Source organism: uncultured Nostoc sp., assembly GCF_964245575.1.
Lineage (GTDB): Bacteria > Cyanobacteriota > Cyanobacteriia > Cyanobacteriales > Nostocaceae > Nostoc.
In genome coordinates this window covers 20385-45369 of record NZ_CAXTNP010000016.1, presented here as the reverse complement: position 1 = coordinate 45369, position 24985 = coordinate 20385, and the positions used below count along the sequence as shown (strand labels likewise).

Genomic DNA, 24985 nt, shown 5'->3' with positions numbered 1-24985 from the left:
GTTGGGAAAAAAGTTCCTTATAGCTCAGGTGGCATATGAATCTGAATATCCACATTCCGTTGGAATTCTAGATTCTCGAAAGTCCGTGAGCGTTGAACACCAGCACCAGAGATAAGTGTATTGTCTGCATAAATTCCTAAAACATAGACACCAAATTGCAGTGGATGATTTGATTGAGGAATTTTCACCAATACATCATCGTGATATTCACTGTCACTAATTGTAAGCCAGAGATTGGGATACACTTCAATCTCTCGCACATAGCCTTTGCCGAGTTGCCTGGGCACTTGATAAATAAATTCATCAGGCTCTGGGTTTTGCAGGCTGTTCATTTGGGCTTCTTCCCAAAGTTCACACTGCTCTTTCTCCGTCAAGGTAATTGTCATAATTAGTATTAATTAATGATATTGGTTATCAATAATTTACCGCAATTTTCCCCTCACTTTTGATTGAAAATGTTGCAGCCTCTAGAGAAATTATTGAGAAATTTCTCTAAAACTGAGACAAATATTACAGATGGATAATCAATTACAAATTTTTCTCAACTGTATTTCTACAATCTGCGATCGCAGATGCTGATGTCACAGAGTGCAGATATCCTTAAAATGATTAACACCAGATGAACTCTCCCATGTGCGGCTGTATCAAAAATTGATTCTGTGAAATGTATTTCTTTTTCCCTTGTTGCGATACCACCACATCACAAACTTGGTGACAAACTTAAGGGTATAAGTCTGAAGAATACATACAAAATTTCCGGTGGTATTCCCCAGAAAGTTTTGTAGTTTAAGACAACTCATCAGATATCATTCATTTCCCAAATAAGCTTCAATTACAGCCCGATTATTTCTGACAACTGATGGTTCACCCAATGCAATCAATTGCCCAAAATCTAACACAGCAATGCGATCGCACAAACCCATAACCAATGGTACATGGTGTTCAATCAGGATGATCGTCAAATTGAATCGATCGCGCAGGCTACGGATAAATTCACTGAGTTGCTGCTTTTCGTTGGGGTTCATCCCCGCCGCAGGTTCATCGAGAAGTAAAATTTGCGGTTTTAATGCTAAAGCACGGGCAATTTCTAGCCGACGCTGATCGCCATAGGCAAAGTTTTTGGCTTTTTCATCAGCGCGATCGCTTAATCCCACTAAATCCAATAAATCTAAAGCTTTTAGCTTAGTTTTCAATTCTTCACTAGGCGCTGGTGGTAATCCCAAAACTCCTGCAATCATATTACTTTTAGTATGTAAATGCCGAGCAATTATCACATTTTCTAACGCCGATAATTCCCCAAACAAGCGGATGTTTTGGAAAGTACGGGCGACACCTAAAGCAGCAATTTGATGAGGACGCAGTTGGGAGATTTCTGCATCTTGATAAATTAATTGACCGCTAGAAGGTGGAATGAAGGCAGTAATCAAATTAAACAGTGTTGTTTTGCCAGCACCATTAGGGCCAATCAGTCCAAAAATCTCATGTTTCTTTACACTAAAAGATACATTATTTACCGCCACTAAACCACCAAAGCGACGAGTCAATGCTCTTGCTTCTAAAACAATACTGCTGTTAGTTTCTGGAATACTATGTGACATTTTTGCATATTATTATGAATATAGGACTTACGCAATAACTCTCTAAAATCTTATTCCTTTGCGTCCTTTGCGTCCTTCGCGGTTCGTTTATTCCTGATTTTCCGTCTTTGAAAAATATCTGGAGTAATTAGCCCTTGGGGGAAAAAGATTGTACCTATTACTATTAGTAAGCCAAAAATAATTAATCTCCCATCGCGTAAAAATTGTGCTAACCAATTAGGTAAACCACCAGTATCAGCGAGACTTCGCAGAATCTCTGGTAAGGCTGTAAACAGCATACCTCCGATTACTGGGCCTAAAAAACTTCTCGAACCACCAATCAAAACAAAAGTTAAATATATAATACTGGAATCAAAAGTACCTTGACGAGCATTCCAGGTGTTGAGAAAGTGGGCGCTAATTGCACCTACAACCCCTGCAAGCATAGCCCCTAGTGTAAACGCCAAAACTTTGTAATAAGTAGGATCAATTCCCATTGCACCCGCAGCTAATTCATCTTCGCGGATAGCGATAAAAGCCCTTCCTACGCGGATGCGTTCTAAACGATAAAGCAGTATCATACTAATTAATAGTAAAGGCAGAGCAATCCATAAATATTCAATTTGTGTTTGGAAAGGTTGAGGAATGCCAAAAATTCCAACAGCACCGCCTGTAATATCTAGATTGAGAGAGACGACGCGCAGAACTTCCACAAAAGCTATAGTAGCGATCGCTAAATAAATTCCTCGCAATCTCAACGCTGGAATTCCCACTATTACACCCAATAAACCAGAAATTATCCCAGCAATTAACATCTCCAATAACAACAAGGGAATAGGAAATAAAGTACTGCTAGATGTAAAAACTTTGGTAGATAAAATTGCTGCAATATACCCACCTAAAGCATAAAATCCTGGACTAGCTAAAGATAATTGTCCTGTCATTAGCGGTAAGTAAAGCGATAACCCTACTAGCGCCCCTAATACCATAGAGACAATTAGAGATCCGTAAGTAGCTAAAAAATCAGTCATTTTCAAACATTGTGATTAAGCTTAATCAAACTATCACTATTCTCACCTATTAAACTGTTAATATTTGGTCTGCTGTCAGCGCCAGTTCAGGAAAAGTTTGTGACACAATCCGTTCTGAACCTCTAAACAGCGTCCGTTGGTATTTTCCCTCAGCATCTAAGAGAAAAACAAACACAGCCGGAACTTTTGGATTTCCTAAATACTCTCTTAGTCCAATTGCCAAATAATCTACAATCCAATATTCTGTAATACCTAAGCGTTGATATTCATCCAATTTATCAATGTAGTCATCTTCCCAATTAGTTGATGTCACTTCTACAGCTAACTGGATAGGTTCTTCAAGTGCAGCATAAGCAGAACGATTTGAGCGCCATTTATCTTTATCTATGACACTTACATCAGGCTTGCGCCCTTGCTCTATTCCATTAGCAGTTATAGTTTTAAAGACTGCTGTATTTTTTACTACGTAATTCAGATTTAAACGTTTAATTTCATCTTTGAAAGAGTCAGCCATAAAGTCAGCGACATCATCATGATTTCTGGTTGCACGCACCTCTACAATTTCTCCATCTACAAGTTCATATAAACCTTCTTCTGGACACTGTTCTAAAAATTGCTCGAAAGTTAGTTTTTGTCTAATGTATGTTTTCATAGTGCTACGTCTATTTAAACTTTTTGAATAAACCGCCGCCCTAGCAAACCTTGGGGTCTAACTAATAGCATGATAAACAAAATTCCAAAGGCTACTGCGTCTTTATATCCAGAGAATTCCGAAGGAACAAACGCCTCGACTAATCCAATTACTAAGCCTCCCACTACTGCACCGGGAATACTACCTAAACCACCTAAGACAATTACTGCTAAACCCCGCAAACCAAAAGCAATGCCGAAATATGGCCCAGCAATACTAACACTAGAAGCAACTAAAGTTCCTGCTAATCCTGCTAAAAAACTGCTGATGAAGAATGTTAGGATGATAAAGCGATCGCTATTAATTCCTAACAAACTAGCTGTAGTTGGATCTTCTGCGATCGCCTGCATTGCCTTACCATATTTAGTCCGATTGATAAAATAGGTAAGAATTGCCACAATCACCACTGATACAGCAAAAATTACCACCTGAACGCTACGAATAGGAATCGGATTATCTGGACTACCAAAATTAATCGCAGGTGGCAAATTACCGTAAGTATTTGCGGGGTATGTGTAACTTTCTGCGCCTACTAAATACTGGATTAAATTTACAATTACCACTCCTACCCCTAAGCTAGAAACAACAGTTAGCAAGGGATCAGATCCTTGACGGCGCAAAGGTTGAAAAGCAACCCGTTCCATCACTACCCCTACAAATCCCGCCAAGGTACTTCCTAAAATTAAGGCTATAACAAATGGTAATTTTATCGGAAAGGCTGCATTAGCTAGCAAGCCGTTAAATCCAAAGTTACCACCCATGAGTGCATAAGTGAAATATGCACCCAAAGTAAAAATCGCGCCATGAGCTAAATTAATGATGCCCAAAATAGAATAAACTAGGGTATAGCCCAATGCAAAAATTGCATAGATACTACCGATAGATAATCCGTTCAAAAATTGTTGCAGAAATAGAGTTATATCCATGTTGCAACTATTTTATAAATACGAACTTTCCAGTGTTTCCATCTTTATCCATCTTAATTTGGGCAACGTAAAATTCTTTTTGAATCACATCACCGACTGGTGTAAAAGCAATTTCACCTAAAGGAGTATCATACTTTCCAGCTAGTATTTGCTTGTTCAATTCTGTCCGCAGTTTATCAAGAGGTAATGTGCTGATTTTGGTTTTTTTATCCAACTCTTTAAGAGCTTCAACATACACCTGCACCGCAGCAAAAGATTGACCGGTGAATTGGGCTGGTTCTTTCTTGTATTGCTCAATATAAGTTTGGCGAAATACCTTATTAATCTCACCAGTATATTCAGGACTATAAGCTTGAGCAATCAGCACACCATCGCAAAGTGCTTTACACACAGATAAAACATTTGGTGTATTTAGACCATTACCACCAATAATTATGCCTTTATAACCCAGTTCTCGCAGTTGTCGCACTAAATTACCACCATCAGCAGCTAGTCCCGAAATAATTACTAAATCTGGTTTTAAGTTAATTGCATTGGTAGCTTGGGCTTGAAAATCTGTATCAGTAGTTTGAAACTTTTGAACTGTTACTAATTCTAGCCCTTGTTCTTTTACTGCTGTTTGAAAAATCTCCGTTTCTGATTTGTTAAATGCATCATTTTGGGCGTAAAAAACTGCCACTTTTTTAATTTGAGGATTTTGCTTGAGTGCAGCTTTTAGTGAATTAGGGGCAACTATAGAGACGGGGGAAGATACACGAGCTACATAATCACCGATTTCTGGAATTCCTTTTGCGGTATTTGATGCGCCAATAACTGGGACTTTAGCACGTTCGGCGATGGGGTCAGCACTAAAAGCTTGCTGTGACAAAGTAGGCCCAACAATACCGACAACTTTATCTTTGTTAATTAAAGTTTGAAAAGCGTTAATTGCTCCAGCTTCATCACCGCTAGTATCTTGGTTTACCAATTTAATCGGAGTGCCATTAATACCACCTTTACTATTGAAATACTTCTCGGCAATTCTGGCTCCTACGAATCCCTCTTGACCAAGTAATGCTACGTTGCTGGTTTGTGCTAAGGCAATACCGATGGGAATAGCACCTGATGTAGTCGTTGTCTGGGCGGTGTTAGTTGTAGTGTTATTTGTGGTGGTACTAGTTGGAGAATTTGTCACAGAGCCACCGCCACCACCACAGCCTGTTAGTAGCAAAGCGCAAGTTGATAATAATGCTGTTGTCTGAGCGATCGCGTTCTTCATCGTTAGATAATCATGTAGTTATTAGATATTCGGCAAAAGCTAATAGTAATTTTCATCATCTGCAAACAAATTACGCAGATTTCCACTTTTGCACGAATTATATTAAATCATTCTTATTTGACCATGCAAAGACAAATATTCAAAGTGTTTGTAAATACAAATTATAATTAGCCATAATTTTACCATTCCCAGGTAAAACTTGGGAATCGTTAAACATGAGCGCCCTCAGGTGTCAGATGTTCGAGTCAAACTTAAGTGTCTTAACTTATGCAGCCGAATAACGGCGGAGTATCAGACTAAGTTGATGCATGATTTGTTCAGACTTAAACTCTGGTATAAACAAAGTTTTACCTAAAGTTTACTTTAGTAGAGTTTAATTCGATCAGTGTTGATGCAACGGCTGATAATAGCAGTTCTATCGCACGAAGATTATGAGTTTGAACTGGATAATGTAAAGGCTTGTAACTGATTTCTCTAACTTTTAGAACTGACTCTCCCCAGTTATCCTCTTCCCCTTCTTTAATAATTTGAGATCGTTTGAGTATTAGGCAGGTAAAACTTATTAAGACCTTTTTTCACTACCAGCTAATTCCTTAGGTTCGTAGTGACGACAACCATTACATGGGCCTTGGGGATTGACAGCACAACGCATGTAGCCAGATCGGGCATTAAATTTGCAGCTGATATCGCCAATCAGATAACCCACACCTTCTAAATAATAGCGATCGCCTTCTACAGGTCTGACGTTTTGTCGTCCCCGTATCGGTCGAAAATTCATGGCTGCTTGTCTGAGTCGTAGGCGCGATCGCGCATGGGTTTTGCGGATCGCCCACAGAGAAATCAGGGACGGTAAAAAACCAACGGCAATCACTAAAAGTGTCTTTAACACCTTCTTTTTACCTCTTCTATGCGCTGATTGATTGTCCCTGATGTTGCACTCTGGTTTTAGGGAAGTGCAAATATTAGGGCAGCTTTGCCTATTTACTACCACAGTTGGTAGCAATTAGCAATGGCAGTGTAGTGAGTAATTTTGAGGAAGAATTTCCTTCTGCCACTTTAATCAGCATAACTGTTACAACCTCAGGGGTGATCTGCCGTTGAATATTGATAATTTTAAGATTTGTTGACTAATACCTTTTTGAAAAAGTGTTTTGTGTCAGCCTTAGCCCCATTCTTGTTTTTTCTGTGTCGCTGCGATGCTAATCTTTTTTTGGTTTGCTGACGAAGTTGCTGTGCTAGCAGTGCGGCTTCCCTTTCGGCTCGGAGTAAATCAACTTTTCGCGTTGTCAAAATAAATGATTCGTTAGACTTTCGTTTCACCCAAGGCACCCTAACTGCGAAATACTGACAAATATTTTTGCATAGCTCCTTTATCAAGAATGGGCAACGTTTTTGAGTATTCAGTGTGTTAGCGATCGCTTTCAACTCCAATATCGCTGCTTCTAACTCTCCCGCTATCTGATTGATGCGTTCGACTTGTGTTATAAAACGCTCCCGTTCACTGATGATTTTTTCTTGGGGTTGCAGTGGCACTATAGCAGTAATTACAGATGTAGGCTGGAACAGCAAAATGGGCTTTTTGTCCGTGTCTTGGATTTTTTTCATACTACCTCAAGCAAGGCTAGCTGACTTTTAAGGCATTTTAGCAGTTAATTAGTATTTTTGTACTATAAGACTGTGTGTATACGAAGTTTAATCTAAGAAATTCTGCTGCATATAGCTTTTCCTAATCAAATGAAGTAGATTGTAGCCCCCTATCGAAGAGCGGGGAGACAGGGTGTTTTCATACAACGAGAGAAACAAACTAAAACTGGGTTTTAAAGCCTCTCTCCATTTGCCTAACGGCAGGCTGACGCCAACGGGAAGAGGAATGAAAGTGGGATCAAAATCTATAGTTATACATGAGAAGTCAAGACTTATGTATTTTTCTTTTTTTGTATGAAACCACCCTGCTCTCGAAGAGCGGGGAGGGGTTCCGTGAGAACCGCTATAAGCGAAAATGACTGCATTTGTAAGCTGAAGTAGATCCGCCAGGGGTAATAATATTTCTAGTAGAGTTATTTGTAATTAATTATCTTATTTATGAAATTAAGAATATACGAAATAGCTGATACCGAAGAAATTATGAAACTGTTTTACGATACTGTTCATGAAGTGAATATTTACGATTACACACAAGAACAAGTAGATGCTTGGGCACCAGCAAATATGGATATTGACGTTTGGATTAAAGGTTTAGCAAGTAAGTTTACTTATGTAGCAGAGGAGCAGGGTAAAATTATTGGTTTTGGGGAATTAGAGCCTAATGGACACATTGACCGTTTTTACTGTCATAAAGATTTTCAAAGAAAAGGGATTGGTAATAAAATCTTAGAACAGCTTGAATCAAAAGCAAAGTCTTTGAGAATTGAAAAGTTATTTACAGAAGCCAGTATTACAGCTAAACCTTTTTTTGAAAGCCAGAATTTTATTGTTGTGAAGCAGCAAGAGGTAGAACGTAGAGGGCAAAAACTGATAAATTTTATTATGGAAAAATCAATTTAATAATTTTTAAATTTATTTCAATAACTGATTAATTTGAATTTGCAGTTTTTCTCGTAATTGTTGTGCCTGCCGATAAGTTATGTTACGCCCTTTGTTTGAATGGTTATGCAATTCTACTGGTTCCAAAGGTTGAATAAAGTAATGCAGCCGAGTTCTCATTGCCCAAATTCCCATTGAAGGAAACAGAATTAAGGCAAGCATTAAAGGCGAGATAGGCAAAAATGGTAATTTGACTAGTCGTTGCAATTTTTTGAAATTAACAGCCCAAGGATGTAAAGATTCGCTACCGATGCAAACTACTGGCAGAATAGGAATTTGATAGCGATCGCTCAATTTAATAAAACTCACATCAAACTTTTCTAGTTGATAGCGTCTCCTCCAACCTTTCAAAGGGCCGCGGATACCTTCAGGTGCATATAAGACAATTTTATCTTGGGCGATCGCTGTTTCAAAATCATCTAATTCGGCTCGCACACCACCCAAAACCTGCGACCATTTAGGTGGCAACCACCAAATCATCCAAGGATGCTCAAATAATGCTGGACTTGCTAATGGTTGTACCACCCATCCTTTAGCTTCACTTAATAAATAACCCAAAGTCAAAAAATCCCAAGGAAAGCTCATCCCTGCGTGGTTCATTGCCACAATTAATAGCCCTGTTTGCGGCAAGTTTTCGACTTGTTGTAATTCTGCACGAAAATAGTATTTGACGATGGGGCCGAGAACTTCTTTGCGAAAAGCTTGTTGATATTTGGGATCAAATTCACTAACTTCTGTTCGGGGTGAACGAAAACCAAGACGCAACCAACGACTCAGCAGCGCCAGATAAAATCCGCCAGGAATTAAAAATAATCCATATTCTGGCCAATTCCAACCGTCTGAATCCGTATGATAGTGCTGCCAATGACGGTTGAATAAAATTAGCCAGCCTGGAGGATACCAAAGACAAAACCAATCAAACCAGCTAAATATATAGCCTTCACCTGGTGCATTTTCCAGTTGAGTATTTAGGAGGTTTTCAGAGTGTTGATTAATCAAAACAATGATATGAATTAGGCAAAAACTTTATTTAAATCTTATTATAGCTTTATAGCTTTGCCATTGGGATATTACCTTAGAAGTAAAATTAACTACATGATTTGGAAATACTTGTAAATGCAAAGTATTAGATAAAACTTAAACTTATGTATCCAATATATCAGTAGTAATTTTATCTAAATTGTCAAAATTCTATAAGTATACTATTTTGGCATCACGCACCTGAGAAAACTTAATTTTTATTTTATAGTTAGCTAATATAGTTGTTTTGTCTCAACAATTTTTTGTGGCATCACCTTAAAACAGTTAACAGTTATCAAAAATATGGTGGAGACTTAAATCAGTGAACAGTACTTAATGAAGACTGATAACTAATATTGGTATTTAGCCAAAAGATGAAATTGATAATAACTAATGACAGTTTAAATTCTTCCTCAAGCTGGAGACAAATGGCAAGACACCTGTCCTACTCTTCCTATTATGGAACTAGGAAAGTCACTAAAAATTTCAAATTTAATCCGTGAACTTCGGCAGCAGCTTGATCTCTCTCAGGAAAAGTTTGCAGCCAAGTTGGGAGTTTCCCTGCGAACAGTTAATCGCTGGGAGAACGGATCTACAACGCCTTCACACATGGCACTAAAGCTAATTGAAGAAATGTTACAGAAGATGGGCGAACCTGGCAAAAGACTACTGAACGAGTATCTTCTAAAAGCGGAGCAGCGGCAGGACTCTTAAGATGATGGTGAAAGTACTCGAAAAAAGTTTGATGATGCGCTCTTGGCTACTAACATACAGCGTGATGATTCTGGCAGTCATAGCGGCGTTACTGCTGACGCGACTGTTGTTGCCAGTCTTCGATCCGAGCGTATTTACATTTTTTTATGCTGCTGTGGCAATCAGTGCCTGGTATGGTGGCATGAGACTTGGAGTACTAGCGATCGCTCTTTCTGTTACAACTGCGCTCTATTTTTTGATCGAGCCAGTCTACTCGTTCGATTTTCTCAGCCCGAACGTCTTGGTACGATTAACCTCGTTCTCACTAGTATCCTTCTTAATTACCGCCCTCTCTTCAGAGTTACGAACTGCCAGACGCAAGGCAGAAACAAGCCTAAAATTGTTGCAAAATAGCGAAATGCGGTTTAGCCGATTGGCAGAATCCAACATCATTGGAGTTATGGTAACTGATATGAGCAACGGCTCGATCATGGAAGCCAATGATGCTTTTCTGAAGATGGTTGGCTATACGCGAGAAGATTTTGCCGCTAACAAAATGAACTGGCGTAAGATTACCCCACACGAGTATCTTCTTTTAAGTGAGTGTTCAGTAGAAGAACTTAGAACGACCGGAGTATGTAAACCCTTTGAGAAAGAATATATCCGCAAAGATGGCGATCGCATTCCCGTTCTGCTCGGTTCTGTTGTCCTGGGAGATACGCAAGAAACGGTCATTGGCTTCGTTGTTGATTTGAGCGAACGCAAACAAGCAAAAGCGGCATTACAGCAAGCCAATGAGCGGAACAGACGCACTCTGGAAAACATGAGTGATGCATTTATTACTTTAGACCGGGATTGGCGAATCATCTACCAAAATGCCGAAGCAGGGCGAATTAACGGCAAATCCCGGACAGAGGTGATTGGTAAGTCGTACTGGGAGGAATGGCCCTTATCAGTAGGCACTAATGTAGAGTGCCAGTACCGGCGGGCGATGGCAGAACAGATTCCCGTCCACTTTGAGCATCACTACTACTTCCCGTCCAAGTATGACCTGTGGCTGGAGATTCACGCCTACCCTTGTGAAGATGGTCTTGACATTTTCTTCCGTGACATCAGCCAACGCAAGCAAGTAGAACAAACTTTGCGGGAGAAAGAGGAACGTCTGAGATTAGCTAACGAGCGTTTTGAGTTAGCATCTGCTGCGGTCAACTGTCTCATTTATGACTGGAATATAAAGCAGGATACCGTTGAAAGAACCGACGGGTTAACCAGAATTTTGGGTTATTCCCTCGACATTGCCCAACCAACAGGTAATTGGTGGCGTGAGCTTGTCCATCCAGAGGATTTGCAACGTCTAGAAGAAGAGGCAGCGATCGCTTTGGCAAATGGCGATCGCTATGCTGCCGAGTATCGCATTCGCAACCAGGATAATCAGTACATCTATATATTGGATCAGGGAATAGTAGTGCAACGGGATGGTGATGGAAAACCAGTCCGCTTAGTTGGCAGCACTACAGATATCAGCGAACGCAAGCAAGCAGAGAAGGCAGTCCAAGCAAGTGAAGAACGCCTCAGGAGTTTTGTGAAAGCGAATATAGTTGGCATTCTCTTTGGTGATGTCAATGGTAGCATCACTGAAGCTAACGACGAGTTCTTGCGAATTGTGGGCTATACCCAAGCAGATATCCAGGCAGGCAGACTACGCTGGACTGATATCACGTCTCCTGAGTACCAATATTTAGATGAACTGGCTATTGCCGAGGCAACCGCGAAGGGAACCTGTACACCCTATGAGAAGGAATGCATTCGCAAGGATGGTTCTAGTGTGCCGGTTGTAGTTGGTTACTCTCTGTTAGGAGAATCTCGGCAGAACTCAGTTACATTCATTCTTGATATTAGCGATCTCCAGGAAGTTAAAAAAGCGCTAAGTCAGAGTCAAGAGCAATTTCAAGCTTTTATGGACAATATTCCAGCCGCAGCATGGATTACGAATGTAGACGGACGTGTACTTTACCTCAGCCCCACTTATCTAAATACATTCCATGTAGCAACAAAGGCGATTAATAAAAATATTTTTGATCTATACCCAGCCCAAATCGCTCAACCCTTCCTCGATAACATTAGAATGGTTGCCAACACGAATCAGGTTGTTGAAACCATCGAGTCTGCCCCACGCACAGATGGCACTCTCGGCGAATTTTTAGTATATAAGTTTCCGATTGCCAATGCATCTGGGCAACGCCTGGTAGGAGGGGTTGCAGTTGACATCACCGAACGCGAACGCGCCCTTCGTGAACGCCAGCTTGCTGAACTTGCCTTGCAAGAGCGCAGTGAAAGACTCAAACTGCTCTCTGAAACAACCAGTGATTTGCTTTCAACCGAGCGCCCCTTGGATTTAATGAACAGCTTGTTTAGTAAACTCTCGGCGCAGATGGATTTGCACTTTTACTTCCACTATCTAATTGAGACGCACGAAAATAAGCAGAAATTTCGGTTAGTAGCTTGGAACGGCATTACTGATGAAGTATTTCAAGCAATTGAATACCTGGAATTTAATCAAGGGATGTGCGGACTAGTAGCGCAAGAACGCCATCAAATTGTCGTCAATGATGTGCTGCACTCTAGCCATCCAAATGCCCAAATCCTTCATCCTTTTGGAATCACAGCCTATGCTGGTCAACCGTTAATTGCTCAGGGAAAGCTGCTTGGTGTCCTTTCCTTTGCCAGTCGCACCCGTACCCACTTCACTTCTGGGGAAATTGCCCTGCTGCAAGCAACCTCCGATCAGGTGGCAGTTGCTCTGGAACGCGCTCAGTTGATGGATTCGTTACACCAGCAAAAAGAGCAATTAGTCCAAGCTAACCGAATCAAAGATGAATTTTTGGCGGTTCTTTCCCACGAACTTCGCACACCGTTAAACCCGATCCTGGGATGGTCGAAGTTACTGCAAACTAAAAAGTATGATCAAGCAACCACCACTCGCGCCCTGGAAACCATTGAGCGCAATGCCAAGCTTCAGACGCAACTAATTGAAGATTTGTTGGATGTCTCTCGCATTTTGCAAGGTAAACTCAGTCTGAATATTGCTTCTGTGAATCTGGAAACTGCGATCGCAGCAGCAATAGAAACTGTACGTCTAGCGGCTGAAGCCAAATCGATTCAGATTAACACTGTCCTTGAACCAAACATCGGCCAAGTAACCGGTGATTCAGCTCGCTTGCAACAAGTTATCTGGAATTTACTTTCCAATGCGATTAAGTTTACACCCCAAGGTGGACAGGTAGAAATCAATTTACAGTCACTTGATTCTCAGGCTCAACTTCGAGTCAGTGATACAGGTAAGGGAATTAACCCAGATTTTTTACCCTATGTATTTGACTACTTCCGACAAGCTGACGGTGCAACTACCAGGAAATTCGGCGGACTGGGATTAGGATTAGCTATTGTTCGTCACATTGTAGAGCTACATGGCGGTACAGTTCAGGCAGAAAGTTTGCGCGAAGAACAGGGAGCAACCTTTACAGTCATGCTACCGCTGATCAAGATTTATCTAAATAGCCACGAGAGTGAGCAACAACCTGATGATTCGCCTGATCTAAATGGGGTAAAAGTTCTGCTTGTAGATGATGAGCGTGATACGCGAGAGTTAATTGCTTTCATTCTGGAGCAGTCTGGCGCGGTAGTAATTCAAGCAGCATCGGCTGTGGAAGCATTACGAGTCATGCCTCAGTTCCAGCCAAATCTGCTGTTAAGCGACATTGGAATGCCGGAAGTAGACGGCTATATGCTGATGCGTCAAATCAGAGCCATGTCACCAGAACAAGGAGGGACAATTCCAGCGATCGCTCTCACAGCTTATGCAGCTGAGGTTGATTATCAACAAGCAATTGCTGCCGGATTTGAGCAGCATATCACCAAACCAGTAGAGCCAGCTAAATTAATTCGAGCGATCGCTAACCTTATTTGTAGTTGTAGCGATCTGCAAACTAACTTACGATCCTTTTAGACTCCAAAATGACTTTGTGTAAGTTATCTTCTGAAGAGCTTCAAACCGTCTACCCGGAAGCGGAAATTCAATTGTGGTGCGAAGATGAACAGACGCTCGAAGACTCGCTAACGCTTAGGGCTTAAGCCAATTCTAAGACGAGTTTATGTACCTGAGGGAGAAACACCAATTGCCAATGTCAATTGGAGATTTAAATGGAAATGGAAAGTATGCATTCGTACATCCTAAAACAGGAGAAACAAAAGGCGTGGATTCTGCCATACGTCAATACCGAACTTTTTAATCAGGTTTTAGCAGACTTGGCGCGTGAATTTGAATTAGGTGCTAAAAAACACATTCTTCTAGCTGTTGACCGAGCTGGGTGGCATATTAGCCATGATTTAAAAATTCCATTCGGGTTACATTTAACACTTTTGCCCTCTCATTCACCCGAATTACAACCCGCAGAAAGATTGTGGACTTTGGTTGATGAGCCGATCGCCAATCAATCATTTAAAACCCTAGATGATTTGGAGGAAGCTTTATTTCATCGATGCCAATCTCTGCTTCAACAGCAAGATTTGATTCAAGGGTTAACTAGTTTTCATTGGTGGAATAAAATCGGAGTTTAATCGTAAGTCATTTTCCGGACATGATATGAAGCGTAAATATAATCGGGAAACCTGCGGCTGATTCGATTGCTAACCATCCTGTCCTCAAGAAAGGAAAAAAATTGCACAAGCTTCAGGAGAAAGCTGCGTAATTTTTCAGGGAATATAATTGTCTTACTCTTTTACCTCAGCCCAAGAGGTAGAAAAGTAACGCGAATTTTTATTTTCGCGTATGACATACATGAACTAATCTTTTTTGTCTAAAGTCAAGAATTACGAATTAGTAATTATTTGGTTAAGCTATCTTCAATTATGAAGCAGAGACTACAGCTTCAGGTTGATAGCGGATGCCTGCTTGCTTGAAGCGATGTAAAGCTTCACCCAAGCGATCGCAGTCGGCAATCAAACTGATCCTTACATAACCCTCACCTGCAACTCCAAAGGCATTACCTGGCGTAAGAACAACGCCAGTTTGCTGCAACACATTCAAGGCAAAATCCGTGGAACCCATACCCACAGGACACTTCACCCAAAGATACATAGTCGCCTTGGTTTTGGGGATATCCCAACCCAACTCTCCTAACCCTTGAATGAGGAAATCGCGGCGGGTACGGTAGCGCTGTTGTACTTCATGCAAATACACATCTGGCAATTGCAAAGCGGTTTCGGCTGCTGTTTGTAATGCGGCAAAAATGCCGTAATCCAAGTTAGTTTTCAGTGTCCGTAAACCTTGAATTACATGGCGATTACCCACCACAAACCCAACGCGCCAACCAGCCATATTGTAGGTTTTAGATAAGGTGTGAAATTCCACACCAATTTCTTTCGCGCCGGGAATTTCTAACAAGCTAGTGGGTTGATAACCATCAAAAGCTAACTCGGCGTAACACAAATCATGCACCAGCAAAATTTCATATTTGCGGGCGAAGGTGACGATTTCTTCAAAAAATTCGCGGGGCGCGGTGGCAGCAGTGGGATTACTGGGATAGTTGAAATAGAGAATTTTAGCTTGTCTTGCAACTTCGTCAGGAATTGCAGCTAAATCAATTAACCAGTCATTCTCTGGTTTAAGAATCAAGCTGTGGATTTTCCCGCCTGCGATCGCTGGCCCCCGAAAATGGGCAGGATAAGCTGGGGAAGGAACTAAAACTAAATCACCAGGGTTAACGTAGGCAAGTGCTAAATGGGTTAAACCTTCTTTAGAACCGAGTAGCGGTAAAGCTTCACTATCAGGATCGAGAACCACACCATAACGACGATGATACCAATTGGTGATCGCCCGGCGGAAACTAGCAGTCCCTTCAAAAGGAGGATAACCGTGATTGGCGGGATCTTTTAAAGCGGCGATCGCAGCTTCTACAACTGGTGCTGGTGTTGCACCATCAGGGTTTCCCATACCCAAATCAATTAAATCTAACCCTTGTTCCCGCGCTTTAGCTTTCAGTTCATCTAAACGGGCAAATACATAGGGTGGCAGTTTTTGTATACGTTCTGCTGGGACAATCCAATTTAAACTCATGCTTCAACCTCGTCACTCATTCCCTTGGGCGAAACTCGATTCATAGTATCTCTACTATCTATGGGTGCAGTGGTGGAAACCATTGCTGCCATCAACTGTTCTGGCGCGACTTTAAATGGTAGTCGATGGATGTCAGAATTAGGAACTAGGGCAATTTCGGCGGCTGTTTGCAACTCGCCTAATGTAATATTGCCCAATCCCAGATCACTTAATTTTTGGGGTAGTCCAATTTCTGTGTAGAACTTTAACAACTGTTGCCGTGCCGATCCTGCTAGTTGATTGCCTTGTAGCATTTCTTCTAAACGCAGTTGCACCAAAATCCCAAAAGCAACTTTTTCGCCATGAATACTGCCATGTCCTGAAATGTGCGTTAAACCATTATGCACGGCATGGGCCGCAACTGTGCGACACTGTGCCCCTCCAAGTCCTCCAACTACCCCAGCTAATAAAACAGTCGCGTCTACGACTTCTCGCCAAACCTCACTACCTGGTTCTTTCAGGGCGGGGGCTGACTTTTGCAATAAGATATCTCGCAAAACTCGCGCTTGTTGCACCGCAGCAATAATTAAAGTGTCTTGCAAATGCCCACTGCTAACTGAGGCTTCATACCACTTAGCGATCGCATCACCAATTCCAGCGATTAAAGTCCGTTGTGGTGCAGTTTTAATCAAGTCATAATCTAGTATCAATAAATCGGGACAACGAGACAGCCCCACATCGTAAAGAAACGCCCCATTTTCCGAATAAACATTCGACAGGGCACTCCAAGCTGCACAGGTAGACGCTGATGTCGGAATTGTCACCACTGGTAACTGTAACTGATGCGCGACTAATTTCGCCGTATCTAAAGCTTTGCCACCACCAACACCAATAATTACGTCAGCTTTATGTTCTTTTGCTTTCTTCTGTAAAGATTTCAGGCTAGCTTCGCAGCAATCTGCACTGTATGAAGCTTGGGCAGTATGTAACTGTTGCGTTTCTAAAACTGGGAGCAAATTTTTTCGGCTGATGGCAAGAGTAGATTCACCTGCCACAATTAAGGGACGACTTCCCAAACAGGCGATCTCTGCTGCGGCTGCTTGCAACACCCCAGAACCACGGATTACTTTTGCTGGGGCAACTGTGAGCGTCAATAATGAATTAGAGGTTTGAGTAGACAAAGAAGGTTGAGTAGAAAGTTGATTAGACATATAATCTAGTTTGCCAAAACCTTGATATTTCTTAATACTAATAGACTGGTGATAAGGAATACTTGTTGCCAAACTGTTTTTTGGATGGCTCCAACCTTACATCCGACTCATTTGGATTTGAGCCAAGCAATAAACTATACAGAGTAGTTTCACGAAGTTGCTTGAATCTATAATGCCCATTAGCTTGAAATTCCGAACTATCAAAGTTTTGAATAACCGTATAATTAATTAACATTACCATTCTCAGATTCTCAAGAAAAGGGATTGAGAACTGAATAATCTATCGATGGTCATTCCAGCTATGGATACGTGCGTAGGGTCGAACATTTATCTGTACTCTCCACAGTTGATTCATTTGCTGCAAAGACTTATGAAAATGTCAACAGTGGTAATTAGGATAACAACTGACAAATTACAACTGTCAGTACCCATTACCTGCACGTTAATTAACTTTTTCCCAAAGTGTAACCACTAAAAGTGTGAATATCTTAATCGAAAAATAACTATTAATGTATCGGTAAATACAAAATAAATTATGTCATCCTGATAACAGGTAAATTATTTTTGTCCTCTTGCATGAGACAGGGGATAAGGAGAAACTTGTACAAAAATTCCCCCTACCCCTCTGGTTCCTGCTCCTCTGCTTCCTGCTTCTTAAGCGGTAGGTTTTGGCAATTGGGCGAATTTTTCTGTGTAAATTTCGACTGCGATCGCAGAATTTTCCCGAGAAACGAGCGATCGCTTGGCCTCACCCAAGTAAACTGGTATAGAAGTCCCTGGTTCCGGGTGGATAATGGTACGAGCGCGAACTGTCAACTTGTCCTCTTGTCGTGTACCTGAGCGACCAGAAGAAAACAGATTACTAACTGCTTGACGTAAAGTTGCTTCTAATTGTGTGGGTGTAATTTGGGGTGATGTGGCAATCACCGCTTGTGTTGACCCATTGTCATAAACTAAAGTGTACCGGGCTGCTCCTGGAATCACAGTCCGACTCAAGGGGACTATCGAAAGTGCAAATAAACCAGCCGTCAGCACCAGCATAAAGCCAGTCGTACCCACTAGCCGAAAGCGGATGCCCCATTTGAGAATAAAAGCCAAAAATGTTAAGGCAGCAAATAGCGAGGTAGCGATGCCTGACCATTGGGTGTACTGAAGAAAGTTAGCTGTTGTGAGCATAAGGTTGGTTATGGAGGCGTCTTTTTTTTCGTTACCGACACACCCATTTTACCGAGAGCTTACACCATAAGGGTTATCGTAGTCTTTAATTCCAATCAGAATATTGTGTGCGTAGATGCTTCCTCGGCTTGTCGTCAGCAGTCCATGTGCGGGACGCACCTTCAGAATGGAAGAAACCAAAAATCCATCCACAGACAGTCAATAGTTAGCTTAGATGAGCGAACAGATAACATCGTAGTAATAGCAGGTGAAAAGACAGTTGTAGTAATTAATCCAGAAGCAGAGGTTGATTATGAATAAGCTTAACTTTAGAGAAATGACACGCAAGCAATTGCGAGATTATATCTTACAAAATCGTGGCGATGCCGAAGCAATTCACGCCCTAGCATTACACGTTCAGGCTAATGGTAAACGTCTCAATTCAGTAGATGAACTACAACAAGTCATCCAACAAAAACGTAACCAAGGCTTAGAGCCATAGCTAAAAAAAAATTATCACTCCGTTAGGAAGCTATACGATTTTGTTAGGTTGTAGTGAATAAAGCTGGGAAATAAATTGCTTAACCAACTTCCCCAGCCTCCCCAATTTTTCTAGAATAGTATTGGCTCACCAGAGACAATATGGGAATTTTTAGATGTCTGCAACCTAGTTTGAACACTATCAATGATTGCTACCCAATCGGCATCTCTATTCCATTCAGAGTGAATTCTGGTTTTAGTTGCCGCGTCGTAGAGGTTACAAAAAACCACATTCTCTTTTCCAGCAATTGCAGCGATAATCAGGGGCTTGGAAAAGTCCTGGACACATGATGCAGCTAAAAGGAAAGTTTTAGCAAAGTTCGTTTCTATCCCAGTCCTAACAACATAAACTTCATCCGCACTAACAACGATGTGTAACTTAACGTTGTCCTTTCCCTTAAATTCTGTCGTTTTTAATTTCAGTTCAGATATATACCCAGTTAGCCCTGTTTGGTGGACAGGAATAGTTTGATCCTTATTGATATCGTAGTTATACCACAAGTAGGATTCCCCGTTTAATTCTCCGCTTTTCACATACAAATAAATTGGTTCTGGCGGGTTACAAAGACCTAATTTCATTTCAGTGACCATGTTTTACATTCCTTTATGAAAGCTCAAATTATTTCAGAGATTCCGTCAAATCAATAGATTTGAAAATTGTGTTTAACTGAAGAAAAATAATAAATATACAAAAGGGCATCTACAAGAGATGCCCGTCATGCAGGAAAATCCCAAAGGGTTGTCCCTACACCTTCCCAACAATCAGCAACAGTAACTAATTAAGTATTAGTCACACTCACAGACGTGAATATAGTAATCTTATTAACTTGAAAAGCTAAATGTCCCCAGTGCATACACTGAAAATAAAATTATGGATATTTGAAGTTGCTGTTTGTCATTTCCTGACTAATTTGGATGAGATGCAAGTTTGTCATGTATGTTATAACGATATACTACTCCACAAATAGCAGCTAAAATTAACCATGAAAATGCATTCAAACGAAAATCGAATATGGTTACATCTACTGTATTCAATAGAACCCACCCAACAAAAGCCAGAAGATAACTGAAAAATATCAATCTGTCTTCTTTATTTATATATTTTGACTTTCGGAGTAATTGGACACCTGTAATCAAAATCCAAGCGAGTAAGCCACAAAATAAAAGAGTACTGGGAAAACCAGTTTCAGCAGATAACATCAAAAACAAGTTGTGGGGATGGCCCAAGGGAATCTGCATCTTAGCTTGGTAGAGTCCACTAAAACTGCGTAACCCCCAGCCAATCCAAGGATGTTCCTGAGCCAAAGACCAGGCAAACTTCCACTGAGTTTTTCGCATTAAAGCGACTGGTCTATCTGGATACATGTCATCATTTAACCTTGCCCAAAAGAAGGCAGGAACGTACTGACGAAAAAATTGAGCGACTGGCGAGGGAGCAAAAGCTGCCAAAAGCACACTAGAGATGATCGCAGCGACGCCACCCACAAGAATGCGCCAACCTTGGTAGAGTGCATAAGCTAAACAGGCAAAAATAGTGATCGCCCACCCATTGCGCGAGTTGGTAAAAATCAAGGCGATGAAATTTGTAATCATCGCCACGGTTAGGAAGAGAAAGGGGAGTGGGGAGTGGATAGAGAGGCGATTAATCGCGTCTGTACTGGGGAGATGGGGGAGAAATGACTGTTTACTTTTGACTATTAGTTGCTGATAGTTTTCTAGCCACAACCCTAAACCAAGGATGAAAATTATCGCTAGATAAGCTGCGAAGGTGTTAGCGTGCAAAAAGAGTGAGGCTATGCGACCTGGCGGATTTCCTCCTGGTACAATTATCCAATTCAACACAACCCATAAAATCTCGAAATTCAAACTCCAGCCCAAAAATAACTGCCCCAAGCCGATAATTATCAGGGGCATAGAACCGATCACCAAAACCCAAGCCATTTGCCGCAATTGAGTAAATGTTTGAATCAGGGCGCTATGGGCAACGAAAAGTAAAAAGAAGGGTAATAAATTAAATAAGCCGAGGAAAGCTGCTGTCTTGTCATCGGCAAACCCAGCACTCACGATCAGCAAGACACTCAAAAGGGCAAATCCCCAGTTGAGGGGGCGGCGACTAATTTTGCGGGATTGTTTCAACCAAGTTATTAATGATACAAAACCGATAGTCACAGCCCCCATTAAAGGACTCAATGGGAAGATTAACAGTGCCCATAGAGAGTAGTTCCAAGCAGATCGCCAACGAGACTTGAAATAGTCAAAAACCTTGTTCAAGCTGGCTCCCAACATTCCTCACGAGTGAGGCGAATTTGAGCTAAGGTGAAAATAGTCGGGATGATCCGACCATAGTTAGTAGCGATCGCTCTCCACCCTAAATCTGCAAAAAACCAAGTCCACATTATCGGTCCAATCACAGCAAACATAGTGCGGGCTGCCCCATAACGAGCTGCACTCACAGTCATACCCCGTTGCGCCATTTGCATAGCTACATAGCTTTGAAATTGCGTTGCAGCTGCTTCTGAGCCTGTAATCGCCGCTTGCTTGCCTACTTCATAAGTAGCAAAGTGGATGGCAAATTGACGGGCAATTTGCTTAAGTACAAATGGCTGGAGCATAGAAGTAACAGCGATTGCACTACCGCCTTTGAAAAGTAACCCTAAGGGGTCACGTTGCAATAAAAGTGGTAGCGGTTCTTTTAGTTCTGATTTGACAAGCTGACGCTGCACTTGTACAGTCAATTTTTGCTTTTCCTGTTCAGGTAATTTTTTCCACACCTGTCCTAGCAGATGCAAAAATACTTCTGCTTCTAAATCAATGGTTGCCAGCCGATTAGAATAGGTAATTTTTAGATACTTACATACGTGAACTAACGCTTCTCGGTAAGTTACCTGGCCTGTGCGTCCCCGCAATACTGTCATCCCGTCTGCCGCCAAAAAGCGAAAGCGACCCTCTAATGCATCTAACCAAGCTTTGCGGTCTTGGCTTTGTACTTCGATGGGTTCGGGTGTGTGTACATAGTCTAGAGGATTGAACTTACGACTAAATAGAATTGCTGTTAAATCTTGCAATTCTTCTTCGGTTGCTAACTCTAGCGCCGCCCTCATTTCATCCAATTTCCCTTGCTCCCTTCCATGCAGCTTTGTGTACCTTATTCTACTATTAGCTTTCAGCAGTCATTAGTAGTAATTTTGTCCTTTGATAATAACGAATAACTAATGACCATTCATAAGGCAGGAGGCAGGAGTAACCCACGCGCAACTGCGTGGGACTTAGGCTGTGGACACTTTGTATCTTGCGGCACTTTCCGCTTGTACCAGTATCTTCTTTTTAAACTGGGTTTTTGACCCAGAACTAAAGTTTTCATTCATACTTCCTTATTTCCTCCAGCAAGAACTGCCTTCTCTTATAGACTAATAACCAATGACTAGGGACTATTGACTCATGACTGATATTGCAGTGATTGGTGCCGGAATAGCCGGTTTAGTCTGCGCCCAGCAGTTAAGTCAAGCTGGATATTCGGTGCTAGTGGTGGAAAAGTCCCGTGGTTTGGGAGGAAGGCTGGCTACACGCCGCTTACATGGAACTTGCGCGGATCATGGGGCTTGTTACCTGAAGCCAAAGGGTGAATTGTTGGGACGTTTTGTGGAGATATTGCGGTGTCTAACGACAAGCCGCTTTGCGTCTACGCGCCATATCCTCGAAGTTTGGACAGAGGAGGTTTACGAACTCACAGCAGGCGCTCCTTTATCTGAACCCAAAAACCGCAGTCCGCGATATGTTGCACCTGAAGGAATGAGTGCGTAGACGCGAAGCGGCTTGTCGTCAGACATCGCTAAATCCCTCGCCCCAGGTTTAGAAATATTACTGAATCAGCGTGTCATCCCTATTACCTCAACTACCGAAAATAGTTGGCGTTTGACTCTCGAATCCAGTAACGAAGAATTAACTGCAAAAGCTTTAGTCGTCGCTATTCCTGCACCCCAAGCTGTGATGCTGTTGTCACCTTTGGGTGAAAGTGTATTGGATGCAGTCTTTCTTAATAATTTGCGTTCTGTAGAATTTTACCCTTCCATTAGTGCGATCGCTGGATATCCTTCTACATCTCAACCCCTGCCTCAGTGGAAAGCTCTAACTTTTGTGGATGATCCTGATTTAGCATGGATTGGTTTGGACAGTAGCAAGCGTCCTAACCCTCAACAACCACATTTTGTGCTGCAAAGTAGCACTGATTTTGCCCAACATCATCTAGAATTCCAGGATTTACAACCTGTCGGACAGCTTATGTTGCAACGAGCAGCTGAATCTCTGTCCCTTCCTTGGCTGAATACTCCCGAATGGATGCAAGTACATCGTTGGCGTTATGCCTTTCCTAGCCGTCCTTGGCATGAAGCTTTTTTGTCTGCCGGAACTCCCTTACCTTTAGTTTGCTGTGGTGATTGGTGTGGCGGCAATCTTGCCGAAGGTGCGATGCTTTCTGGATTAGCTGCTGCTAATGAAATTAATAATCAGTTGCGTCATCTACCTTTAGATAATGTGAACTTTCTGAACGTTTTTGTCTGATCCCTTCATCTGTCACTAGACTGATTTTGCCGTCTAGCGAGTCGCTATCTTTCTGAGTTACTAAATCAAGATGCAACAAATAAGTTTTTTAGATGAAACAGCAAATTTTGCCGCAACTCTAAAAAGTGATGTAAATTAACAACAGATCTTAACTTCATTAAAAACTTGTTCCTAATTCAAGTTGTTTTATTGCCGTTAAGCTTGATCCCCTAACCTTGATGCTGCATTTTATGTAGATTTCTGCCAAAAAGGCAGAAATTTGAAATAATTAAGATTATAAATATAAAATGTCGCGAAATTACCAGCATATTGGACGCTGCTTTAAGAAGTCATGCTGTAAAACAGTATAAACTTTAACTAAAATAAGCGAAGCCAAATGTCTGATATTCTACCAAGATAAAAGGCTAGTACCGCAAGGCAAAAGTCACTCATTCAAAAGTCAAAAGTCAAAAAGCTTGTGTTGTCAGCTTTTCCCTGATTGTGAATGGTATCTCTATTTACGCCGTGCTGTACTAGTTTCAGTGTCTATTGCATCTGTCAGTTGAATCACTTCTAACTGATTGTCATGACGACGTTACCATCTCAAAAATTTGTTTTTAGCAATACAGTTCAGTTAAGACTTGCTCCTTCCTAACCCTCCTTAAAAAGGAGGGAATTCAGCCCCCCGATCAATTGGGGGGTTGGGGGGAGCTTCCGGGGCAAAATATCACGAACACTAAGCCTATTGGGATTAAAAAAGGAGTTGAAAAATCATGAAAACGGTAGTCAATTTAACACAGCAATCGATAGTAAGAGAGATTGAAAGCGTTTTGGATACATATCCATACCATCCATATCAACAAGCCTTTGCAATTCCTGACTTACGCCAACAGTTAATTACTTTCGTCCTCAACCGTATTCCCTCCTTTTACAGCGCGATGTCTGACGGACATTTTCCGCTAGCGGAGGCTGAAGAAGGAAGCTTGGCTTATTACAAATTGCCTCGTAAACCCTTAGAGCAGCAACTACATTTACAGAATTTGATTCACCAAGGCATTTGTTTAATTGTTCAAGAAAAGTCAGATTGGATTAACCATCGTGTTTATGAAACAGTTCAACCAGCTTGTGAACCCTCTCACTGGTTTGGTTAACGAAAATTGGCGGGAATTCCATCCTAACAAGAAGGGTGAGAGGAATAGCCGCCCGCCGATTTAGTCATTACTCATTTGTCCTTAGTCATTAGTATGAATGACTAATGACTTCGATTTCCCCACGGTTATGAAAACCAGTGATCGCACTTTGATTGAGTCAAGATTAAGAGTGCGATCGCTTGAGCGAAAAAGACTCATGGTACAGAGCAACTAAATTTATTTATGGAGAAAAAATGTATGTAGTGACGCGTTGCGGGTTAGCCCTTGGCGAACGCAAGAGAGAAATACGGCGTCATTATTATAGAGCAACTAAATTTATTTATGGGGATTATTAATTTTGAATGCGTGAATGCGTGACTTCCCCGAACGCGAACAGCGTTTCCAAGAGTTGGGGCTGACTATTTTGCCTTATCTATAAACACTCACTGTCATGAGTCAGTTGATAGAATATCAATAAGTTAGCTGGTACTGTATTAGGAATAGGCGTTGCTTTGGGAGTATATCACCTAGCGAAAGAAA

22 protein-coding genes and 1 pseudogene are annotated in these 24985 nt (G+C 41.5%); 8 read left to right on the top strand and 15 right to left on the bottom strand.

Annotated features, from left to right (window positions below):
* Positions 1-17: 17 nt before the first annotated feature.
* The 8 genes from ACFFAP_RS04440 to ACFFAP_RS04405 form a co-directional block, all read right to left on the bottom strand.
* Positions 18-386 (bottom strand): hypothetical protein, encoded by a 369-nt coding sequence (locus ACFFAP_RS04440; RefSeq protein ID WP_375510090.1) that lies wholly within the window; start codon positions 384-386, stop codon positions 18-20.
* A 420-nt stretch (positions 387-806) separates the two neighbouring features.
* Positions 807-1598 (bottom strand): ABC transporter ATP-binding protein, encoded by a 792-nt coding sequence (locus tag ACFFAP_RS04435; RefSeq protein ID WP_375510089.1) that lies wholly within the window; start codon positions 1596-1598, stop codon positions 807-809.
* Positions 1599-1648: 50 nt separating this feature from the next.
* Entirely contained in the window at positions 1649-2608 is a 960-nt protein-coding gene (locus ACFFAP_RS04430) for a branched-chain amino acid ABC transporter permease (protein WP_375510088.1), read from the bottom strand.
* A 49-nt stretch (positions 2609-2657) separates the two neighbouring features.
* Positions 2658-3260 (bottom strand): Uma2 family endonuclease, encoded by a 603-nt coding sequence (locus tag ACFFAP_RS04425; protein WP_375510087.1) that lies wholly within the window; start codon positions 3258-3260, stop codon positions 2658-2660.
* A gap of 14 nt (positions 3261-3274) precedes the next feature.
* Entirely contained in the window at positions 3275-4225 is a 951-nt protein-coding gene (locus tag ACFFAP_RS04420; protein WP_375510086.1) for a branched-chain amino acid ABC transporter permease, read from the bottom strand.
* Between the two features lie 7 nt (positions 4226-4232).
* Positions 4233-5483: an ABC transporter substrate-binding protein gene (locus tag ACFFAP_RS04415; protein ID WP_375510085.1), complete on the bottom strand. Its 1251-nt coding sequence runs from the start codon at positions 5481-5483 to the stop codon at positions 4233-4235.
* Positions 5484-6045: 562 nt separating this feature from the next.
* On the bottom strand, positions 6046-6372 hold the full coding sequence (locus ACFFAP_RS04410) for a DUF6464 family protein (protein WP_375510084.1): 327 nt from the start codon (positions 6370-6372) through the stop codon (positions 6046-6048).
* 224 nt (positions 6373-6596) lie between these two features.
* Complete coding sequence (locus ACFFAP_RS04405; protein ID WP_375510083.1) at positions 6597-7088, bottom strand: hypothetical protein; 492 nt, start codon at positions 7086-7088, stop codon at positions 6597-6599.
* 477 nt (positions 7089-7565) lie between these two features.
* Between ACFFAP_RS04405 and ACFFAP_RS04400 the strand changes: the two genes are divergently transcribed.
* Complete coding sequence (locus ACFFAP_RS04400; RefSeq protein ID WP_375510082.1) at positions 7566-8027, top strand: GNAT family N-acetyltransferase; 462 nt, start codon at positions 7566-7568, stop codon at positions 8025-8027.
* Positions 8028-8039: 12 nt separating this feature from the next.
* On the opposite strand, the gene ACFFAP_RS04395 is transcribed toward ACFFAP_RS04400, so the two are convergent.
* A complete protein-coding gene (locus ACFFAP_RS04395) occupies positions 8040-9065 on the bottom strand; it encodes a 1-acyl-sn-glycerol-3-phosphate acyltransferase (RefSeq protein ID WP_375510081.1) in 1026 nt (341 codons plus the stop codon).
* A 480-nt stretch (positions 9066-9545) separates the two neighbouring features.
* On the opposite strand from ACFFAP_RS04395, the gene ACFFAP_RS04390 reads away from it, so the two are divergent.
* From ACFFAP_RS04390 to ACFFAP_RS04380, 3 genes are all read left to right on the top strand, one after another.
* Complete coding sequence (locus ACFFAP_RS04390) at positions 9546-9800, top strand: helix-turn-helix domain-containing protein (protein ID WP_375510080.1); 255 nt, start codon at positions 9546-9548, stop codon at positions 9798-9800.
* 1 nt (position 9801) lies between these two features.
* Positions 9802-13785: a PAS domain S-box protein gene (locus tag ACFFAP_RS04385; RefSeq protein ID WP_375510079.1), complete on the top strand. Its 3984-nt coding sequence runs from the start codon at positions 9802-9804 to the stop codon at positions 13783-13785.
* Between the two features lie 209 nt (positions 13786-13994).
* Positions 13995-14396 (top strand): transposase, encoded by a 402-nt coding sequence (locus tag ACFFAP_RS04380; protein ID WP_375510078.1) that lies wholly within the window; start codon positions 13995-13997, stop codon positions 14394-14396.
* 289 nt (positions 14397-14685) lie between these two features.
* Here ACFFAP_RS04380 and ACFFAP_RS04375 read toward each other — a convergent pair whose 3' ends face one another.
* The 3 genes from ACFFAP_RS04375 to ACFFAP_RS04365 all read right to left on the bottom strand — a co-directional run bounded on the left by ACFFAP_RS04375 (position 14686) and on the right by ACFFAP_RS04365 (position 18260).
* Complete coding sequence (locus tag ACFFAP_RS04375) at positions 14686-15894, bottom strand: aspartate aminotransferase (RefSeq protein WP_375510077.1); 1209 nt, start codon at positions 15892-15894, stop codon at positions 14686-14688.
* A complete protein-coding gene (locus tag ACFFAP_RS04370) occupies positions 15891-17084 on the bottom strand; it encodes an iron-containing alcohol dehydrogenase family protein (protein ID WP_375510076.1) in 1194 nt (397 codons plus the stop codon). The genes ACFFAP_RS04375 and ACFFAP_RS04370 overlap by 4 nt, the downstream gene beginning before the upstream one ends.
* 654 nt (positions 17085-17738) lie before the next feature.
* The gene (locus tag ACFFAP_RS04365) at positions 17739-18260 is read right to left on the bottom strand and encodes a Ycf51 family protein (protein ID WP_375510075.1); all 522 of its coding nucleotides are present in this window, start codon (positions 18258-18260) and stop codon (positions 17739-17741) included.
* 105 nt (positions 18261-18365) lie between these two features.
* On the opposite strand from ACFFAP_RS04365, the gene ACFFAP_RS04360 reads away from it, so the two are divergent.
* Entirely contained in the window at positions 18366-18560 is a 195-nt protein-coding gene (locus ACFFAP_RS04360) for a DUF6888 family protein (RefSeq protein WP_375510074.1), read from the top strand.
* A complete protein-coding gene (locus tag ACFFAP_RS04355) occupies positions 18553-18741 on the top strand; it encodes a DUF6887 family protein (protein WP_375510073.1) in 189 nt (62 codons plus the stop codon). Before ACFFAP_RS04360 ends, ACFFAP_RS04355 begins: the two co-directional genes overlap by 8 nt.
* A gap of 110 nt (positions 18742-18851) precedes the next feature.
* On the opposite strand, the gene ACFFAP_RS04350 is transcribed toward ACFFAP_RS04355, so the two are convergent.
* From ACFFAP_RS04350 to ACFFAP_RS04340, 3 genes are all read right to left on the bottom strand, one after another.
* Complete coding sequence (locus ACFFAP_RS04350) at positions 18852-19370, bottom strand: hypothetical protein (protein ID WP_375510072.1); 519 nt, start codon at positions 19368-19370, stop codon at positions 18852-18854.
* 315 nt (positions 19371-19685) lie between these two features.
* Positions 19686-21065, bottom strand: coding sequence for an O-antigen ligase family protein (locus ACFFAP_RS04345; RefSeq protein WP_375510071.1), 1380 nt, complete (start codon positions 21063-21065; stop codon positions 19686-19688).
* Positions 21047-21889, bottom strand: a complete 843-nt coding sequence (locus ACFFAP_RS04340; RefSeq protein WP_375510070.1) for a YaaW family protein — start codon at positions 21887-21889, stop codon at positions 21047-21049. The genes ACFFAP_RS04345 and ACFFAP_RS04340 overlap by 19 nt, the downstream gene beginning before the upstream one ends.
* A gap of 328 nt (positions 21890-22217) precedes the next feature.
* On the opposite strand from ACFFAP_RS04340, the pseudogene ACFFAP_RS04335 reads away from it, so the two are divergent.
* Together ACFFAP_RS04335 and ACFFAP_RS04330 are read left to right on the top strand one after the other, a co-directional pair.
* Positions 22218-23336 (top strand): annotated as a pseudogene (locus ACFFAP_RS04335) (NAD(P)/FAD-dependent oxidoreductase).
* Positions 23337-24088: 752 nt separating this feature from the next.
* The gene (locus ACFFAP_RS04330; protein WP_375510069.1) at positions 24089-24466 is read left to right on the top strand and encodes a hypothetical protein; all 378 of its coding nucleotides are present in this window, start codon (positions 24089-24091) and stop codon (positions 24464-24466) included.
* Positions 24467-24985: the final 519 nt, after the last annotated feature.

Excerpts from the sequence above, each read along its gene's own strand:
- ACFFAP_RS04440 (WP_375510090.1), bottom strand. The coding sequence starts at position 386 with ATGACAATTACCTTGACGGAGAAAGAGCAGTGTGAACTTTGGGAAGAA.
- ACFFAP_RS04435 (WP_375510089.1), bottom strand. The coding sequence starts at position 1,598 with ATGTCACATAGTATTCCAGAAACTAACAGCAGTATTGTTTTAGAAGCA.
- ACFFAP_RS04430 (WP_375510088.1), bottom strand. The coding sequence starts at position 2,608 with ATGACTGATTTTTTAGCTACTTACGGATCTCTAATTGTCTCTATGGTA.
- ACFFAP_RS04425 (WP_375510087.1), bottom strand. The coding sequence starts at position 3,260 with ATGAAAACATACATTAGACAAAAACTAACTTTCGAGCAATTTTTAGAA.
- ACFFAP_RS04420 (WP_375510086.1), bottom strand. The coding sequence starts at position 4,225 with ATGGATATAACTCTATTTCTGCAACAATTTTTGAACGGATTATCTATC.
- ACFFAP_RS04415 (WP_375510085.1), bottom strand. The coding sequence starts at position 5,483 with ATGAAGAACGCGATCGCTCAGACAACAGCATTATTATCAACTTGCGCT.
- ACFFAP_RS04405 (WP_375510083.1), bottom strand. The coding sequence starts at position 7,088 with ATGAAAAAAATCCAAGACACGGACAAAAAGCCCATTTTGCTGTTCCAG.
- ACFFAP_RS04400 (WP_375510082.1), top strand. The coding sequence starts at position 7,566 with ATGAAATTAAGAATATACGAAATAGCTGATACCGAAGAAATTATGAAA.
- ACFFAP_RS04390 (WP_375510080.1), top strand. The coding sequence starts at position 9,546 with ATGGAACTAGGAAAGTCACTAAAAATTTCAAATTTAATCCGTGAACTT.
- ACFFAP_RS04385 (WP_375510079.1), top strand. The coding sequence starts at position 9,802 with ATGATGGTGAAAGTACTCGAAAAAAGTTTGATGATGCGCTCTTGGCTA.
- ACFFAP_RS04380 (WP_375510078.1), top strand. The coding sequence starts at position 13,995 with ATGCATTCGTACATCCTAAAACAGGAGAAACAAAAGGCGTGGATTCTG.
- ACFFAP_RS04375 (WP_375510077.1), bottom strand. The coding sequence starts at position 15,894 with ATGAGTTTAAATTGGATTGTCCCAGCAGAACGTATACAAAAACTGCCA.
- ACFFAP_RS04370 (WP_375510076.1), bottom strand. The coding sequence starts at position 17,084 with ATGTCTAATCAACTTTCTACTCAACCTTCTTTGTCTACTCAAACCTCT.
- ACFFAP_RS04365 (WP_375510075.1), bottom strand. The coding sequence starts at position 18,260 with ATGCTCACAACAGCTAACTTTCTTCAGTACACCCAATGGTCAGGCATC.
- ACFFAP_RS04355 (WP_375510073.1), top strand. The coding sequence starts at position 18,553 with ATGAATAAGCTTAACTTTAGAGAAATGACACGCAAGCAATTGCGAGAT.
- ACFFAP_RS04350 (WP_375510072.1), bottom strand. The coding sequence starts at position 19,370 with ATGGTCACTGAAATGAAATTAGGTCTTTGTAACCCGCCAGAACCAATT.
- ACFFAP_RS04345 (WP_375510071.1), bottom strand. The coding sequence starts at position 21,065 with ATGTTGGGAGCCAGCTTGAACAAGGTTTTTGACTATTTCAAGTCTCGT.
- ACFFAP_RS04330 (WP_375510069.1), top strand. The coding sequence starts at position 24,089 with ATGAAAACGGTAGTCAATTTAACACAGCAATCGATAGTAAGAGAGATT.